Consider the following 17,435-nt stretch of genomic DNA (forward strand, 5'->3'; position numbering starts at 1 on the left):
AGATCTTATGAGTATTTTAGTTACAGGTGCATCCGCAGGCTTTGGTAAAGCGATTTGCCGAACACTGGTTAAAGCAGGTTACAACGTTATCGGCGCAGCACGACGCTTGGATAAATTGCAAGATTTGCAAGTAGAATTAGGAGAGCATTTCTATCCCTTTGTGATGGATGTATCAAAAACAGCCGAAATTGACACCGCACTTTCTAGCCTACCGACGGAATGGGCGAACATTGATTTACTGGTGAATAATGCGGGTTTGGCATTAGGCTTGGAAACTGCTGATAAAGCCCATTTTGAGGATTGGCTCACCATGATTAACACCAATATTATCGGCTTGAGCTATTTAACTCGCCAAATTTTGCCGAACATGGTTGAACGCAATCAGGGGCATATTATCAATTTAGGTTCTATCGCCGGCAACTACCCTTACCCCGGTGGCAATGTATACGGCGCAACCAAAGCCTTTGTGAAACAATTTAGTTTGAATTTGCGGGCGGATTTAGCTGGTACGGCGATTCGTGTCACCAATGTAGAACCAGGCTTATGTGGCGGAACGGAATTTTCTAATGTACGCTTTAAAGGCGACGACGAAAAAGCGGCCAATCTGTATAAAGGCACAAATGCCATTCAACCCGAAGATATTGCCAATGCGGTATTGTGGATTTATCAGCAACCCGCTCATGTCAATATTAATCGCATTGAGATTATGCCGGTGTCGCAAAGTTTTGCGGCGTTGAATGTGGCGAGAGAACAGTAGAAACATAAAAACCACGCTTTGCGTGGTTTTTATTTGATAGAACAGTATGACATTTCCGCTCCAATTGCGTGGTGTGAGGGACTGCTCTTTGTTAACTATTCTAATAAAATAACATTTATTGTCAAGTATTAAATAATAATAACCCTGATTTTTTCCATGTAATTTCTGGGTTATTTCCCTCTTTTGCATACATGCTTGCTATCACATTATATTTGTTACGACCGATGGTTTTATTGGGATGAACAGGAATAATAATGGGATGTTCACCTTTAAGCTCCACTGTCAAAACTATCACGCCCTGTTGTGTCGCTGAACGATAAATAGCTTTTGGACTAAGTAATAACTCTTTTATCTTTTTTATATGCGTTGTGGCAATACCATGTTCAAAACAAATTTTGGCAATAGTACTCGCTTTAATGACTAAAGGTAACATTGGAAAATCGGCATGTTTCAATAATAATTCTGGCGTTTCTCCAAGCTCAATAACAATTTCATGAACAGGAATACCATTCATTTCATTTTTAATGATTAAATCCACTAAAGCAGAATAATTACTCATCAGCGATAATTCTTACATAAGATAAATAAAAAAGGGCGTACTAAAATACGCCCCCGAAACTCAATTAAGCAATAAATTTCTCGCCTAACTCAATATCCGCTTTTAATTGCGGTAACATGGCTTGTAATTGTTCTTGCTCAAATTGGCTTAATTCACCGATTGGTAACAAACTCTCAACGCCCTCACGGCCGAAACGTACAGGTTGTGAGAAGAAACGAGCATACTCGCCGTTGCCTTCCACATAAGCACATTCTACGGCAGTTTCGCCGTTTAAACCACGTACTAAGGCTTGTGTAAAGCGAGCGGCAGCCATGGCCATAGACAAGGTGGCAGAACCTGCACCTGCTTTAGCATTAACGACATCTGTACCCGCATTTTGTACTTTTTTGGTTAATTCCACGATTTCTTCATGGCCCCAAGTGGCGTATTGTACTTGTGAGAAGATTGGTAAAATAGTGGTGCCTGAGTGACCACCGATAACAGGAATGCTGTTACGTTCGACTTCTAAGCCTTTTTGTTCCGCCACAAAGGTTTCCGCACGTAATACGTCTAACGTGGTAATACCGAATAATTTACGTTTGTCGTAAATGCCTGCTTTTTTCAATACTTCAGCGGCAATAGCAACGGTGGTGTTCACTGGGTTAGTGATAATGCCGACACAGGCTTTTGGTGCAAAGTTTGCGACATTTTGCACTAAATCACGGATAATACCTGCATTGATGTTAAATAAATCGGAACGATCCATACCCGGTTTTCTTGCCACACCCGCAGAGATAATGACTGCATCTGCCCCTGTTAAGGCTTTGCCAATATCTTCGCCCGCATAACCTTCTACTTTCACGGCGGTGGAAATATGGCTTAAATCTTTTGCCACACCGGGGGTCATTGGCGCCACGTCATATAACGCTAACTCGGATCCTGCTGGAAGTTGTAATTTCAATAAAAGTGATAATGGCTGACCGATACCACCTGCTGCACCTAAAACGGCAATTTTCATGGTTTTCTCCTTAAATATAAAAGTATGATGGATTGCTAATAGTTTATGCCTTGTGTGCAAATAATTCAAACACCAAAATGCAATTTTGCGATCTAGCTCAAGTTTTTATGAATTTATTTGTTTACACGTAAATTTTTATTGCTTAATTGTGAATTTTTATGCAAAATTTATGCAACGCTTTCTCTAATACATAAAGAAATGATGATGGATACAAAAAATGATAGCCTGATGACGGCATTTAAAGATCTGTTGGCACAAGAAAAATTTGGTTCACAAATTGAAATTGTGAATGCGTTGCAAGCGCTGGGCTTTAATACCATTAACCAATCCAAAGTGTCACGTATGTTGAGCAAATTTGGCGCCGTGCGTACACGCAACACTCGCATGGAAATGGTCTATTGCTTGCCGAATGAATTAAGCGTGCCGAATACCAGTAGTCCATTAAAAAATTTGGTGCTAGATATTGATCACAATGATTTATTGGTGGTAATTAAAACCAGTCCCGGGGCGGCACAATTAATTGCACGCTTATTGGATTCCGTGGGCAAAACCGATGGCATTTTAGGCACCATTGCAGGTGACGATACGATTTTTATCACGCCGACCTTGAACACGAGCATTAAACAGTTGATCGCCAATATTCAACAGCTTTTTGAGAGTTCCTTGTAATGCGAATATTGACCACGGGCGGTACAGGCTTAATTGGGCGTGAATTGGTGAAACGCTGGTTGGATCAGCAATATCAAGTCACGCTACTCTCTCGTTCAGCTCACAAAGCCCTTGCCTTATTTCAATCTCACCGCTTTTTTGAACGATTAAGTGCGGTGGAAAATTTGTCTGTTTTTAGCGATTTTAATGGCGTTGATGCCGTAATTAATCTAGCAGGCGAGCCAATTTTTGATAAACCTTGGACGTCCCAACAAAAAGATCGTCTGTGGCAAAGTCGACTAAAAATGACCGAAAAATTAACCGCACTTATTAATGCAAGCCAAACGCCACCGACCTGTTTTCTGTCAGGATCCGCTTATGGCTATTATGCAGACAGTGGCGAACAACGAATTAATGAACAACAGTCCGCAGGACAAGGCTTTACCGCTCAACTTTGTCAACATTGGGAAAATGCAGCTCAACAGGCGAATACCCGAGTATGTGTATTACGTACAGGCATGGTATTTTCCCCGAAAGGCGGGGCATTAGCCAAAATGTTGCCCTTATATCGTTGCGGATTAGGCGGAAAATTAGGCGACGGCAATCAATTTATGCCTTGGATCGCCCTTGAAGATATTGTCAATGCGATTGATTTTTTACTGCACAATTCAGCCTGCCAAGGCGCTTTTAACCTCTGCTCACCTCAACCAGTGCAAAATAAACAATTCAATCAGTTGCTCGCCAAACAATTACGCCGTCCTGCTTGGGCAAGGGTGCCAGCGTTTTTCTTACGTATTCTGCTTGGAGAACGTGCCAGTCTAGTGTTAGAAAGCCAACGGCTTTATCCTGAAAAGCTCCTTGAACAAGGTTTTTCCTTTCAATATGCGGAACTGTCAAACTATTTACGTGCAACATTTGGCAAATCTCCCATTAATGTATAGAATATCCCTTTATCACCCAAAAACGCACGTTAACTATGCAGAATGTTCCACTTTCAGATCGCCAAATTAATCACATTAGCCGTTGTGGCGAATGTGATGCCTTGGTGGCTGTTTCGCATTTAGCAAAAGGGGAACATGCGGAATGCCCTCGTTGTCATCATGATTTACAATCAGCGGATCGTTGGTCATTAAAACGTTGCGCCATCATTGCCCTTTCTATTCTGATTTTAATGCCTTTTGCGTTAAATTATCCGCTGTTAAGTGTGGATTTGATTGGTTCCCAAGTAGATGCCTCTATTTGGGGCGGGGTCTGGAAAATGGCCACCGAGGGATACCCTTACACCGCTTTTTTAATTTTTCTTTGTGCGGTGTTTATGCCGATTGCTTTTGCCTTGTTGGTGATTTTATTGCAACTGGCCAAGCTCACCAGACAAAAACCTCGCAACCTGTTAATGGCCATTGATTATATTAAACCTTGGGTGATGTTTGATGTATACTTAGTAGCACTCGGCGTAACGGCTTTTAAAGTGCGAGATTATGCCACGCTTTCCTTTGATATTTATCTCATTGCATTTTTAGCCACGGCATTGTTGAATACGCTGTTGTTCGCCAAAATTAATCCGAAAGAATTATGGAATGATTTTTACCCGCAACACCTGAAATTATCGGAAATATCCGCAGAAAATCCACCGCACTTTTGTAGCAGTTGTGATTATACTTTTGAACACCCTATCAAGGATCACAAGGGCAAAGATCGCTGTCCACGTTGCCATAATGAACCACATAAAGCTGCTGAAATCAGTTTGCAACAGACTTGGGCGGCCTTGTTAGCGGGAATTGTGATGATTTTTCCGGCCAATATGTTTCCCATTTCCTATATTTCTATGACCAATATTCCCAGTGGTGACACCTTGATTTCTGGGGTGGTTTCGTTTGTTAACATGGGCAGCTATTTTGTCGCTTTCGTGGTGTTCTTTGCCAGTATTTTTGTGCCGTTTAGCAAAATTATCATCATGCTCTATTTGTTATTCAGCATTCATTTTAATTGGCGACATTCGATCAAATGGCAAATGCGCTTATTTCATATTGTGCATTTTGTTGGCCGTTGGTCCATGCTCGATTTATTTGTATTAGCCTTGATGATGTCCTTGGTGACACGAGGCCAAATTATTAATTTTTCAGTCGGTCCTGCCGCCATTTATTTCGGCTTATCGGTGTTTTTAACCATGATAGCCACCACTACTTTTGATAGTCGTTTACTTTGGAAAATCTATGACGAAAGAAAATCAACCTGATCTTGCTGTCACAGCACAGCCAGAAAATATTGCCACCGCTAAGGTTCGCAAAACTCGCCGTATTTCGCCGTTTTGGTTATTGCCGATTATTGCGCTAATTATCGGCGCGACCCTGTTCTTTCAAATTATTAAAGAACAGGGGGAAACCGTGCATATTACCTTTGCCAACGGTGATGGCTTAGTGGCCAATAAAACCCAAATTCGCTATCAAGGGCTACAAATTGGGTTAGTCAAAAAAGTCAACTTTACCGACGATTTAAAATTGGTGAAAGTGGAAGCCAGTATTTATCCCGAGGCCAAAACGGTATTACGAGAAAATACCAAATTCTGGTTGGTGCAACCTAATGCGTCATTAGCGGGCATTTCAGGCTTAGATACCTTAATTTCAGGCAACTATATCACGTTACAACCTGGGGACGGCGATTACAAATACGATTTTGTGGCAGAAAGTGGTAGCCAAATTGTGCAATTAGCCGAGGGGGATTTACTGATTCATTTATTGTCTGATGATTTAGGATCTATCTCGCAAGGTGCCTCAATTTTCTATAAAAAAATGCCCGTAGGGAAAGTGTTAGATTACCGTTTTACACCTGATCAAAAACAGGTTGAAATCAATGTGGCCATTGAAAAAGACTATGCGCACTTAATTAAAAAAGACAGCCGTTTCTGGAATATTAGCGGCATTCGTGCCAATATGGATTTATCCGGTATCAACTTAAACATTGACAGTTTACAAGCCGTGGTGCGTGGGGCGATTACCTTTGATTCGCCAGAAAAAAGTGACGTCGCAGAAAATGAGCAACAATATACGCTCTACCCTGATTTATCCTCGGCGCAACGAGGGATTGAAGTCAATGTGACCCTGCCGGCGGAAAACAATTTCCAAGCGGGAAAAACCGAAGTATTTTATCAAGATATGCAAGTCGGTACCTTAACCTATATGGAAGAGGCGGGGCTTGATAATAATGTACGCAAAGGGAAATTATTATTGGCGCCGAATATGAACGACATTTTACGTAAAAATACAAAAATTGTTGTGCGTTCGCCCAAAGTTGATCTCACCAAGTTAGATAAATTACCTGAACTTTTACGGGGACAATATTTAGACATTATTGCGGGAGATGGCGAACCGACCACCGACTTCACCATTCTCAATGAAAAAGAACTGTTGCTCACACAAGCCAATGCGTTGCAACTCACCCTCACGGCGCCCGAAACCTATGGTATTCGTCAAGGACAAGAAGTGTATTACAATAATATCAGTATTGGTCGCTTAGTCGAACAACAAATTGACACCGACGGTGTCATATTTAAAGCCGTGATTTTTCCTGAATATCGTGGTTTAATCCATGCGGACACACAATTTATTGCGGCGAGTAATTTTGATATTGCGGTGGGTGTGGATGGCTTGCGTATGCAAGCGCCTGCGGCGGGAAATTGGTTACAAGGTGGTATTCAAGTCGTTAACCAGTTGAAACAAGGCCACGCCAAAACGCAATATCCGCTTTATAAAGATCAAGAGCATGCGGATATGGGCGTCACTGACAGCACGTTAAAACCCGCATTAACCTTGAAAAGCACCCAACTTCCGAATATTAGCAAAGGGTCTTTAGTGTTATATCGTCAATATGAAGTGGGCAAAATCTTAGATGTTCGTCCGTTAAAAGATCATTTTGATGTAGACGTGGCCATTTATCCAAAATTTGCCCATTTACTCACCAATAACAGCTTATTCTGGGTTGAAAGTCCGGCACAAATTGACATTACACCGAAAGGGATCAGCATTCAAGCCAGCCCGATTGCTCGCTCACTGAAAGGCGCCATCAGCTTTGATAACAGTGGCGGAGGCAAAAATCATACCTTATATGCCAATGAATTAGTGGCCAAATCCGCGGGCCAAGTGATTACGCTCACGGCGGAAGATGCCACCAATTTAAGCAAAGGCATGAGTTTACGCTATATGGGGCTAACCGTTGGTGAAATCGACAGTATTCAGTTAGATAAAAACAATAACAAGATTATCGCAAAAGCCTTGATGAACCCGAATTATATGGGGATCGTTGCCAAAACTGGCAGTGTATTTAAGGTGATTTCGCCGGAAATTTCCGCCAGTGGCGTGGAAAATTTAGACAGTTTATTGCAGCCTTATATTGATATTGAAGTCGGGTCTGGCGCAGTGAAAAAACAATTTGTGCTATATGATAAAAATACCCCACAAAACAATAAATTCTTAAAAGGGGTTCCGTTTATCTTAGAAACCACTGATGCCTCCAATGTGACACAAGGTTCGCCTGTGATGTATCGTGGTGTCGATGTGGGGAAAATTCGGCATTTAGAATTGAATAGTTTGGGCGATCGGGTGCTTATTCATATCATCATTGATCCTAAATACGCCCATTTGGTGCGCACTAATTCACAATTCTGGCTCTCCTCTGGCTATACTGCAGGCTTAGGTTGGTCGGGCATTGAAGTCAATACTGGCACCGTGCAACAATTATTGAAAGGCGGAATTTCCTTCTCTACCCCATCTGGTACGGTGGTTCAGCCACAAGCCAAAGCAAATCAGCGATTCCTGTTACAAATTCGCCGACCTGATGAATCTAAACAGTGGAATTCCGGCACCATGGCAGAATAAGGTCAGCACATACACAAAAGGGCTATTCCTGACACAAGGATTAGCCCTTTTAATATATGGTACAAAACGAAAACGATTATTCAGGGTGACGTTCAGCCACTTCTTTTAATAAGGTTTGTAATTCACCCGCTTGATACATTTCTAAAATAATATCACAGCCACCAATTAACTCGCCCTCGACCCATAATTGTGGGAATGTTGGCCAGTTCGCATATTTTGGTAACTCCGCACGTACATCTGGATTTTGTAAAATATCCACGTAACCAAAAGGCACTTGGCAGTTAATTAACGCCTCTACCGCACGGGCAGAAAAGCCACAGGAAGGCAATTTTGGGGAGCCTTTCATATAAATTAAAATCGGATTTTCGGCAATTTGTTTTTTGATTTTGTCTAATGTTTCCATTGGGTTTCCTTAATAATAAATTCTGTCTGTTAAAGTGCGGTTATTTTAACATAAGTTTTGAGCTTTGTGTAAAAGCCGACTGATTTTATCAACTATCTTTGATGTACGATTACCAACTACCGCCTGCGCCACCGCCATCAAAACCACCGCCACCGAATCCGCCACCGCTCGATCCGCCGCCAAAGCCACCGCCAAAACCGCCCCCGCCACCACGGCGACGACTGTTTAATACCGAGGCAGCAATAATCGCCGCATTTTGTAAATTATGGTTTGCTGTTGGGCTGATATAAGGTTTGCTACGCCAGCTAATTTCACCGAATAAGACAAACAAGATAAAAATCACCACCATAATAAACGGCACAATTTGATCCATGCTATCTTCTTCCACCGCTTGGGCAGCATATTCTCCTTTACTGGCGGCAATAATATGTTCTAAGCCTGAATTGATCCCTTGTGCATATTGGCCCTGTCTAAAATAAGGTAAAATAGCTTGGCGAATAACTTGGGATAAAAAGGCGTCGGTCAACACCCCTTGTAAGCCTTGGCCCGTGGCAATAAACACTTTGCGATCCTCTTTTGCCACCAAAAACAATACGCCATTATTTAATTGCTTTCGCCCAATACCCCATTTATCCCCTAATTGGGCGGTATATTGCGAAATATCCTCACCATCTGTGGTCGGAATGATCACCAACGCAATTTGTGAACTGGTTTCTTGACCATATTGAGATAACTTCGTTTCAAAATATTGGATTTCTTGCGCCGATAAGGTCTTGGTGTAATCATTCACATAGCGAAATGGATTGGGCACCTCTGGAAAGGTGGTTGCTTTCGCCACAACACTGCACAAAATTAGGCTAAAAAATACCGCGGTTTTCAATAATTTAATCATTAATAATGACCTCATTGGGTAATTCATTCACATCATCTGGTTGAATCGGGAAATAAAGCGATAATTCTTGACCAATTTTTTCAATCGCTGCTAATACGCCAAGGGTATATTGTTTTTCTTTAAAGTAACTGATCATTGTTTGACATTGATGTTGCCAAAATTCATCACCGACAAATTGATGAATACCTTGATCGCCAATAATCGAACATTGATGATCTTTATGGGCAATGTAAATCAATACCGCATTACGTGCAGCGGTTTTGTGCATGTCTAATTGATTAAACACCGCCAAAGTGCGGTCTAAAACCAATGAATTTTTAGGCAAATGGCGTTCGATATAAACACGGAGTTCTGCGGAGGTCTGTTGTTCTAACTCAGCAATGGCGTTTTCAATTTGTTTTTTATCAAAGGGAATTCGGGAAAATAGAGGCATAGTTTTCTTCGTTGTTTTACCCTCACCCTAGCCCTCTCCCAGAGGGAGAGGGGACGGTTTTGGGGATAGTTTAATTTTTTATTTTACCCTCATTATCCCCTCTCCCTTTGGGAGAGGGTTAGGGTGAGGGTAATCTCTAACTATTTTCTAATTAAAACTCACCACTGGCGCATTTTCCGCACCCGCAGTAGATTTAAAATACGGTTTTTCTTTAAAACCTAAAATCATGGCGGCCAATTTGGTTGGGAATTGACGGACTTTTTGATTATAGACTTTCGCTGCGGCATTAAAATCATTACGTGCTTTATTAATACGGTTTTCAGTTCCCTCTAATTGCGCTTGTAAATTCATAAAACCTTCATGGGCTTTTAATTCTGGGTATTTTTCGACGGAAACCAATAAACGAGATAAAGCCGATCCCACAGAATCTTGATTTTGTTGGAATTGGGCTAAATTTTCTTCGGTCATATTGCTTGGATCAATTTTCACCTGTGTCGCTTTGGCACGCGCCTCAATCACGCCGGTTAAGGTTTCTTTCTCAAAGTTTGCTTGACCTTTGACGGTGTTGACTAAATTCGGGATCATATCCGCACGACGTTGATATTGTGATTCCACATTCGCCCACACGGAATCAATTTCTTCTTCGGCTTTCACTAAGCCATTGTAACTTGACATTAAGGTGAAACCTGCGATTATCGCCACAAGGACAATCAGTAACCATTTTTTCATCATTATTCCTTTTTAATGTAAAAAGACCTAAACAACGTTTAGGTCTTTTAATCTTTATTTCATCTCGTGATGAGATAAATCTAAATTACATAGTAACTTGTTTGTTACCTTGAACTTGAACGTCAACACGACGGTCTGGGGCTAAACAAGCGATTAATGCTTTACGTCCTTTAACGGCATCACAAGTGTTGCCAGTTACTGGATTTGCTTCACCGTAACCAGTTGCAGTTACAGAACCTGCATTAACACCTTTAGAAACTAAGTAGTTAGCTACTGTTTCAGCACGACGTTGTGAAAGTTTTAAGTTAGATGCATCATTACCGATACGGTCAGCATAACCATTTACTTGAACAGCTGGGTTAGCTACTTGAGCGATTTCGCCGTAGATACCGTCTAAAGTTGCAGCCGCTTCAGGTTTTAAAGTCGATTTGGCGAATGCGAAAGTCACATCACTGCTTAAAGTGAAAGTTTTGTTAACCACTTCAGGAGCAGCCATAGGTGCCATACCTTGACCGAAACGGTAAGATAAACCTGCAGTTACAGCGTGAATTTCTGGTGTGTAGTCGAAACGGCTACCATCAACATTTTTTAATTTACCTACATTGTTCAACCATGTGTATTCAACACGTGCAGCTAATTCTGGCGTAATTGCATACTCAACACCAGCGCCTAAAAGTAAAGAAGTTTTTAAGCTGTGAGCACGTTCTGCATCATTGAAAGTTTGGCCAGTAGCAGATGTTTTATAGTCTGAACGAACTAATGCTGCACCTACTTTACCGTAGAAATCTAAGCCAGCTAATGCTGGAGTCACGATACCTAGGTCAACACTTGGTTTTAATGTTAAGTGTACACCGTGGTTAGTATGTTTTGCTGTTGTTTCAGCTGCAGTACGAAGTTTCGCACGACCGAAGTCATCATAACCTAATTCAACCGCTAAACCAGTGTTAGCTTGGTTGATGATTTGATAACCACCGAATACACCGTAAGTTACAGAATTTTTCTGTGTACCGTATACGTCTTTATCAGTGCCTTCGTATTGAGTATAACCGTCATGGAATGATGCCCAACCTGCTTTAGCACCGGCATAGAATGTGTTTTGTTGTGGAGCTGCTTGAGCAACTGATGCTGCTGCTAAACCAGCGATAGCTAATGCGATAGCTGTTTTTTTCATTGTGATGATCCTCTTGTTTTAGTCATCTAATTTCAAAAAATATCAGCTGGATTCAGCTGAATTCCGAGTACAAAAGATGTACTGTTTTATTATCTCTACCACAGAATTATGGTTTCGACATTTACCTATACTAGGGTTAATGAATTTGCCCTACTGTTCCTTTTGACAAATTCACTTACCTTAACTCTCATTAAGGTAACGTTTCAAAAGTCTGCGTATTATCCAATGATAAAATAGAAAAATCAAATATTTTTTCGCAATACTGCTCATTTACTAAGCAATCTCGCCTAAATTTGATTATTTATTAGTCATTGAATGCGTATTTCCCTTTTAAAACTGTGTTTATTATAGACGTACTTTTCTAAAATTTCAATTATTTAACCGCATTTTCGATTTCAGTCACCATGACATCCATAGAGGCGAGCCCCCCAAACGCTAAATACCAGTTAGCGGCATTTAAATACACAATATGGTGATGTTGTGCGGCTTGAGTTTTATTAATTATTGCATTATCCAATACCTGTTTGGCGTTGTCAGTCTTATCTGTCACAGCCGCCGTACGGTCAATAATTAATAAATAGTCAGGATTTTTTTCCGCCACATATTCAAAGCCAACACTGTTACCATGCACTGAGGCAGAAAGCGAGGTGTCAATTGGGGTGAAACCGAAGTTTTGATAAACCATGGCATAACGAGATTGATCACCAAAAGCACTGATTCGACTTTCATTAACTAAGGCCAATAAGGCGGTCTTACCTTTGGTTTTCTCCGCTAAGGCAGCCATACGTTTATCTAAATCCGCTAATTTTTGTTTCGCTTGAGCTTCTTTATCAAAGATTTGACCAATCGCCACAATATTAGATTGGAACGTTGGATAGAAATTAGCAAAGTCATTTTCTAACATAAATACGGGTGCAATACCTTTTAAACGATCCAATAATTTTTTCTGTCTTGGTGAGGCAATAATTAAATCGGGGTTTAATTCATTGATTTTTTCAAAAGCGGGTTCTGGCGAGGTCCCCATATCGGCGTATTTTGCGTCTTGGAACTCGTCTAAATAAGCGGGAATTTTGCCTTTTACGGTGCCGACGATCTTGGCTTTTTCATCCAATTCTCGCATCACATCAAGGGCAGCGAAATCTAATACCACCACTTTTTGCGGATTTTGTGGCACAATTTGCTTGCCCGCCGCATTTTCTACTTCAATATCTTTTGCTTGCGCAAAACCTGAGATACTGGTCACAATTAATAAGCCCAGTGCTAGTTTTTTTAATGTGTGTTTCATCGTTTTTCCTTTTCTAAAATAAATCTTATCTAAAATACACCGCAATTCGTTGCTGATTAATGGTTTGAATATTCATTGGCATATCATAAATTTGTGCTAACACCTCTGGGTGCATAATATCCTCGACAGGCCCTTGTTGCACCAAACACCCTTGTTTCATAGCGATAATATAGTCGGAATAACAAGAGGCAAAATTAATATCATGGATCACAATCACCACCGTTTTATTCAGTTCATCGGTCAGTTTCCGCAACACTTGCATAATCTGTACCGAATGTTTCATATCTAAATTATTCAAGGGTTCATCAAGCAAAATATAATCGGTGTCCTGTGCTAAGGTCATGGCAATATAGGCCCGTTGCCGTTGTCCGCCACTGAGTTCATCAATATATTGATGACGAATGTCCTGCAAATTCATATAACCAATAGCATTATCAATAAAAGTGCGGTCATTTTGAGTCAAGTTTCCTTTACTATAAGGAAAGCGCCCAAAGGCCACCAACTCTTCCACAGTTAAGCGTAAATTGATATGGTTGGATTGTTTTAATATCGACAACTGTTTGGCAATGTCACTACTCTTTTGTTGCGATAATGGAACATTATTTAACCGCACTTCGCCTTGATCTGGCGCAAGCAAACGGCTCATAATAGCCAATACGGTACTTTTTCCTGCGCCATTTGGCCCAATAAATGAAGTAATTTTGCCCTGTGGAATACTGACAGATACATTATCTACCACCTTTTTATTGCCATAGCTTTTACTGATCTGTTGAATTTCAATTGTCATAACTCATTACCATTTTTTCTGTGTTCGCAACAGCAAATAAATAAAATACACGCCACCGACAAAGTTAATAATAATACTTAAAGTGGTATTAAAGGTAAACACTTGCGACACCAAGACTTGCCCTATAATCAAGGTCACCACCGCCATTAACATGGCTGTTGGAATAAGAATTTTATGTTTAAATGTCGGCATAAATTCAAAGGTCACGTTCATCACCAATAAACCTAAAAAGGTGAGTGGCCCCACCAATGCAGTAGATACTGAGGTTAAAATGGCGACCAAAATCAACAAATGCCGAATAATTTTTTGATACGGCACACCTAAATTAATCGCTTGTTCACGTCCCAGTGCTAATACATCAAAATAACGCCAATAACGCATACTCACACCAATAGTGATCAACAATATCACCATGGCTAACCATAAAATATCCAAATTCATGCGGTTAAAACTGGCAAAGCCAATATCTTGGGCGATCTGAAATTCATTGGGATCAATCAACACTTCCATAAAGGTGGTTAAACTTTGGAAAAAGGTACCAAATACGATCCCAACTAATAACAAGAAAAACAGATTTTGTTGTTCTTGCTTAAATAAAATGCGGTACAACAACAGCGCAAACAACACCATAATGGCCGTTGAGCCAAGAAATAACAAGATCGGATCGACCGAAAGCAAGGTAGTAGAACCAAATAAAAAAATAATTAGGGTTTGAATCAATAAATAAAGAGAATCCAACCCTAACACACTGGGCGTCAAAATACGGTTATTCACGACCACTTGGAAAATCATGGTTGCTACCGCAATCGCTGCACCAGTGATCGCAATGGCAAGCACGCTCAAGGCACGATGATGTAGCGCATATTCCCAACGATTAGGCAAATTATAGCCAAGATAGGCGCAAACCGCTAACAGGGTGAGTATCACTAATAATATCAATTTTTGCCGATAATGGGTTTTCATCTTTTCTCACCTAACCCTGTCGATAACGTTTAAATAGCAAAAGCAAGAAAATCGCACTACCAAACACCCCTACTACCGCATTAATCGACACTTCGTAAGGGTAAATGACCAAGCGGCCTAAAATATCACAGAATAATACAAATACAGCGCCTAATAAGGCCGTATGCGACAGGATTTTTTTCAAATTATCGCCTAAATAAAGCGTTACCAAGTTCGGTACGATTAAGCCTAAAAAGGGAATGACACCTACCGATACAATAATAATAGAAGACACGGTAGCCACAATGGCCAAGCCTAAATACAGCACTTGTTGATAATTTAAGCCTAAGTTAGTGGCAAATTCTTCGCCCATGCCCACAATGGAAAAACGGTTAGCAAAAAGATAGGCTACGATTAAGGCCGGCAAACTAAAATACAGCATTTCATAACGCCCCGCCATCACAAGAGAAAAATCGCCTTGTAACCAACCCGCTAAGTTTTGTAACAAATCTTCTTTATAAGCAATAAAAGCGGTAATGGAACTAATAATATTACCAAACATAATCCCCACAAGCGGGACGAAAATGCTGTCTTTAAATTTAAGACGGGACAAAATAGTCATAAACAACAACGTGCCTAAGAAAGAAACCGCAATAGCGATCCCCGTTTTGAGTAACATCGAGGCAGAGGGGAACAATAAAATCGCAATTAAAATGCCTAATCGGGCACTGTCCATGGTGCCTGCAGTGGTTGGTGACACAAAACGATTACGACTTAATTGCTGCATCACAAGGCCGCAGATACTTAAAGCTGCCCCAGCAATCAGAATACTCACCAAACGAGGCACACGGCTGATCGCAAAGATTTCCCATTGTTCTGGGTTAAAAGCCAATAATCCGCTAAGATTGACCGTGCTCACGCCAATAAACAGCGAGAGCAATGACAATAATATAACCAGTAAACACAAATAACGGCGCTTGATCAAATCTTATCCTTTCAATAATGCAGAAAAATGAGAATCATTCTATTTAAGAATAGCGTATTAAGAATAGCATAGTTCCGTTTCTTTATCAAAAAAGTGCGGTGAAAATTCATGAAAATTTTACACCGCACTTTCTATGACTAGAATTTCAGCAGTCGCTCGGCAGACTTGGCTTTGACTAAGAAATTCTTACGCTCCTTATCCCCCATACCTGAGTTCGTGCCAGGTAATTTCACGGTCATCGGGTTAACCGCACGGCCGTTAATATGGAATTCATAATGTAAATGCGCCCCTGTTGAAATGCCTGTATTGCCTGATAATGCAATACGTTCCCCCCGTTTTAAGGACTGCCCTGCTCTGACTAAAGGCTTGCTTAAGTGCATGTACACGGTTTGATACACACGGCTATGTCGCACCACAATATAACGCCCTGCCCCACCCGCTTGGTAGGCGACTTTTTCCACCACCCCATCGGCTGGCAAAATCACGGGTGTCCCGATTGGCACCGCAAAATCCACCCCTTTATGTGGACGTACTCGCCCTGTCACTGGATGACGGCGAGCAGGATTAAATGGTGATGAAATACGGGCTTGACGTTGTAAGGGCGTACGTGCAAAGCCTTTACCAATGGTTTCCCCTTGACGATTATAATAACGGCCGTTATCTGCTTGAATCGCATAATAACTGGTGCCGTTATGAGTAATATGAATGGCGTCGACGTTCCCTTGACCCGTTAATTTATTATCCAAATATTCACGTGTTACCAACACAGCAAAGTTATCCCCTTTTGACAGTGAGGAAACGTTGACTTGCCATTGCAGTGCGGTGCTTAATTGGTTAATTTGGCGATTATCCAAGCCTAATTTATTTAGGCTAGCTCGCAATGATCCCTCAATTTTGCCTTTCAGCACATCTTTCTTCCAAATACTTTTCTTTTCTAGAATCTGACGTGCAAATTTACCTTTTTCTTTTAATTCATAAATGCGTTCTTCTTTCTCGGAAACCAACCAATTTAAATATTCTAATTCATTTTCATTATCTAAAATCCAATAAATCTGTTGACCCGCTTTTAAGTTTTTTAACTCTGGATAACTGGCGATTAAAATTTGACTCGTTTCATCTTCCAAACCCGACATTTCCAACACATCTTTTAATTTATCGCCTCGCACCACGGTATAAGAAAATTGATCAGAAATACGTTTAGCTTGATCAGCGGCAGCTAACAAATCATCTACGGCATTTTGTGCATCTTCTGGCAATTTATCGCCAAGATCCACTTGGTCTACTTCATCATCAATTCCTAACAGTTCATCATCATAGGAAGTGGCATCTATACTGCCTTGCTGATGATGGGTTTTCGCAGGTACTTGGGCATTTTCTTCTGTTGAGGATGTCGTGGATTGCGTACTCGATTGGGTAGGCGTTAAGGCTTGATATTGACCATCAAGATTATCAGCCGGATCCAATGGGGTATTTTCAGCGGTATGTTTTAAACTCAACAAGCCACCTATCACAAGACAAAACAATGCAACAAAGAAAATCATCGCTTTAATACGTGATTTTCTTTTGCGTCTATCTCTTGCTAATTTAACGTGCTGAGCCACTTTATCATCCTAATTGAAAACTGTATGCTTATGACAAAAGAAAGGTGAAAAAATTCACTGTTTGCCTTGATTTTTATGTTGTGCTAACAAATTTTCTGGCATCGGTGGCATCTGTAAATAATAACCTTGCTGTTGAATCTGTGTTAGCACGTCTTGCTTATCTGCTTGCGCCAAGGATTGACGGCCCATCAAGTTAAATAACATCACAAAAATCGGTGGCCCAAATAATTGACGTAAGCTATCTGGCACGGCATCAAATTTATCTCGCTTTTCCACATAAAGATACATTCCATCTTTTTTCTTGCTTTTATAAATAGCGCACAACATCATTTTTTCCTTTCAATTTAACGCTTGAGAGAATAGCAGAAATCATTA

The 17,435-nt window shown here is 40.8% G+C and carries 18 protein-coding genes; 5 read left to right on the top strand and 13 right to left on the bottom strand.

The features are described 5' to 3' along the window. The first annotated feature begins 7 nt into the window (after positions 1-7). Positions 8-757, top strand: coding sequence for an SDR family oxidoreductase (locus tag ACTG7Q_RS10330; RefSeq protein ID WP_439243571.1), 750 nt, complete (start codon positions 8-10; stop codon positions 755-757). Positions 758-878: 121 nt separating this feature from the next. Here the strand turns inward: ACTG7Q_RS10330 and ACTG7Q_RS10335 are convergent, their stop codons facing one another. Both ACTG7Q_RS10335 and mdh read right to left on the bottom strand, forming a co-directional pair. Beyond that, on the bottom strand, positions 879-1,316 hold the full coding sequence (locus ACTG7Q_RS10335; protein WP_439243574.1) for a hypothetical protein: 438 nt from the start codon (positions 1,314-1,316) through the stop codon (positions 879-881). Between the two features lie 64 nt (positions 1,317-1,380). After that, positions 1,381-2,313: a malate dehydrogenase gene (mdh, locus tag ACTG7Q_RS10340; protein ID WP_439243576.1), complete on the bottom strand. Its 933-nt coding sequence runs from the start codon at positions 2,311-2,313 to the stop codon at positions 1,381-1,383. A 201-nt stretch (positions 2,314-2,514) separates the two neighbouring features. Here mdh and argR point away from each other — a divergent pair, with 201 nt between their 5' ends. The 4 genes from argR to ACTG7Q_RS10360 are packed head-to-tail and all read left to right on the top strand — an operon-like array spanning position 2,515 to position 7,832. Further along, positions 2,515-2,982, top strand: coding sequence for a transcriptional regulator ArgR (argR, locus tag ACTG7Q_RS10345; RefSeq protein ID WP_439243579.1), 468 nt, complete (start codon positions 2,515-2,517; stop codon positions 2,980-2,982). Continuing rightward, on the top strand, positions 2,982-3,902 hold the full coding sequence (locus ACTG7Q_RS10350; RefSeq protein WP_439243582.1) for a TIGR01777 family oxidoreductase: 921 nt from the start codon (positions 2,982-2,984) through the stop codon (positions 3,900-3,902). The genes argR and ACTG7Q_RS10350 overlap by 1 nt, the downstream gene beginning before the upstream one ends. A gap of 35 nt (positions 3,903-3,937) precedes the next feature. After that, a complete protein-coding gene (locus ACTG7Q_RS10355; RefSeq protein WP_439243585.1) occupies positions 3,938-5,197 on the top strand; it encodes a PqiA/YebS family transporter subunit in 1,260 nt (419 codons plus the stop codon). After that, positions 5,175-7,832 carry an MlaD family protein gene (locus ACTG7Q_RS10360; protein WP_439243587.1) on the top strand — a complete coding sequence of 886 codons (2,658 nt, stop codon included), beginning with the start codon at positions 5,175-5,177 and terminating at the stop codon, positions 7,830-7,832. The genes ACTG7Q_RS10355 and ACTG7Q_RS10360 overlap by 23 nt, the downstream gene beginning before the upstream one ends. Positions 7,833-7,908: 76 nt before the next feature. On the opposite strand, the gene grxD is transcribed toward ACTG7Q_RS10360, so the two are convergent. The 11 genes from grxD to ACTG7Q_RS10415 form a co-directional block, all read right to left on the bottom strand. Continuing rightward, the gene (gene grxD, locus ACTG7Q_RS10365; RefSeq protein ID WP_439243589.1) at positions 7,909-8,235 is read right to left on the bottom strand and encodes a Grx4 family monothiol glutaredoxin; all 327 of its coding nucleotides are present in this window, start codon (positions 8,233-8,235) and stop codon (positions 7,909-7,911) included. A gap of 109 nt (positions 8,236-8,344) precedes the next feature. Continuing rightward, complete coding sequence (locus tag ACTG7Q_RS10370) at positions 8,345-9,127, bottom strand: TPM domain-containing protein (protein ID WP_439243591.1); 783 nt, start codon at positions 9,125-9,127, stop codon at positions 8,345-8,347. Further along, positions 9,120-9,560 carry a TPM domain-containing protein gene (locus ACTG7Q_RS10375; protein ID WP_439243593.1) on the bottom strand — a complete coding sequence of 147 codons (441 nt, stop codon included), beginning with the start codon at positions 9,558-9,560 and terminating at the stop codon, positions 9,120-9,122. The genes ACTG7Q_RS10370 and ACTG7Q_RS10375 overlap by 8 nt, the downstream gene beginning before the upstream one ends. A 147-nt stretch (positions 9,561-9,707) precedes the next feature. After that, entirely contained in the window at positions 9,708-10,289 is a 582-nt protein-coding gene (locus ACTG7Q_RS10380) for a LemA family protein (protein ID WP_439243595.1), read from the bottom strand. Between the two features lie 85 nt (positions 10,290-10,374). Next, entirely contained in the window at positions 10,375-11,460 is a 1,086-nt protein-coding gene (gene ompA / locus ACTG7Q_RS10385) for a porin OmpA (RefSeq protein ID WP_439243598.1), read from the bottom strand. Positions 11,461-11,833: 373 nt separating this feature from the next. Beyond that, positions 11,834-12,745 (bottom strand): siderophore ABC transporter substrate-binding protein, encoded by a 912-nt coding sequence (locus tag ACTG7Q_RS10390; RefSeq protein ID WP_439243601.1) that lies wholly within the window; start codon positions 12,743-12,745, stop codon positions 11,834-11,836. Positions 12,746-12,770: 25 nt separating this feature from the next. Next, positions 12,771-13,532, bottom strand: a complete 762-nt coding sequence (locus tag ACTG7Q_RS10395; protein ID WP_439243604.1) for an iron ABC transporter ATP-binding protein — start codon at positions 13,530-13,532, stop codon at positions 12,771-12,773. Positions 13,533-13,538: 6 nt separating this feature from the next. Continuing rightward, entirely contained in the window at positions 13,539-14,495 is a 957-nt protein-coding gene (locus ACTG7Q_RS10400) for an iron chelate uptake ABC transporter family permease subunit (RefSeq protein WP_439243607.1), read from the bottom strand. Positions 14,496-14,505: 10 nt separating this feature from the next. Beyond that, the gene (locus ACTG7Q_RS10405; RefSeq protein WP_439243609.1) at positions 14,506-15,459 is read right to left on the bottom strand and encodes an ABC transporter permease; all 954 of its coding nucleotides are present in this window, start codon (positions 15,457-15,459) and stop codon (positions 14,506-14,508) included. A 137-nt stretch (positions 15,460-15,596) separates the two neighbouring features. Beyond that, positions 15,597-17,060 carry a murein DD-endopeptidase MepM gene (gene mepM / locus ACTG7Q_RS10410; protein WP_439243612.1) on the bottom strand — a complete coding sequence of 488 codons (1,464 nt, stop codon included), beginning with the start codon at positions 17,058-17,060 and terminating at the stop codon, positions 15,597-15,599. A 54-nt stretch (positions 17,061-17,114) separates the two neighbouring features. Then, positions 17,115-17,387, bottom strand: a complete 273-nt coding sequence (locus tag ACTG7Q_RS10415) for a YcgL domain-containing protein (protein ID WP_439243615.1) — start codon at positions 17,385-17,387, stop codon at positions 17,115-17,117. Between the last annotated feature and the right edge of the window lie 48 nt (positions 17,388-17,435).

Origin of the sequence: Lonepinella sp. BR2474 (assembly GCF_051851555.1) — a bacterium.
In the GTDB taxonomy this organism is placed as follows: Bacteria; Pseudomonadota; Gammaproteobacteria; order Enterobacterales; family Pasteurellaceae; genus Lonepinella.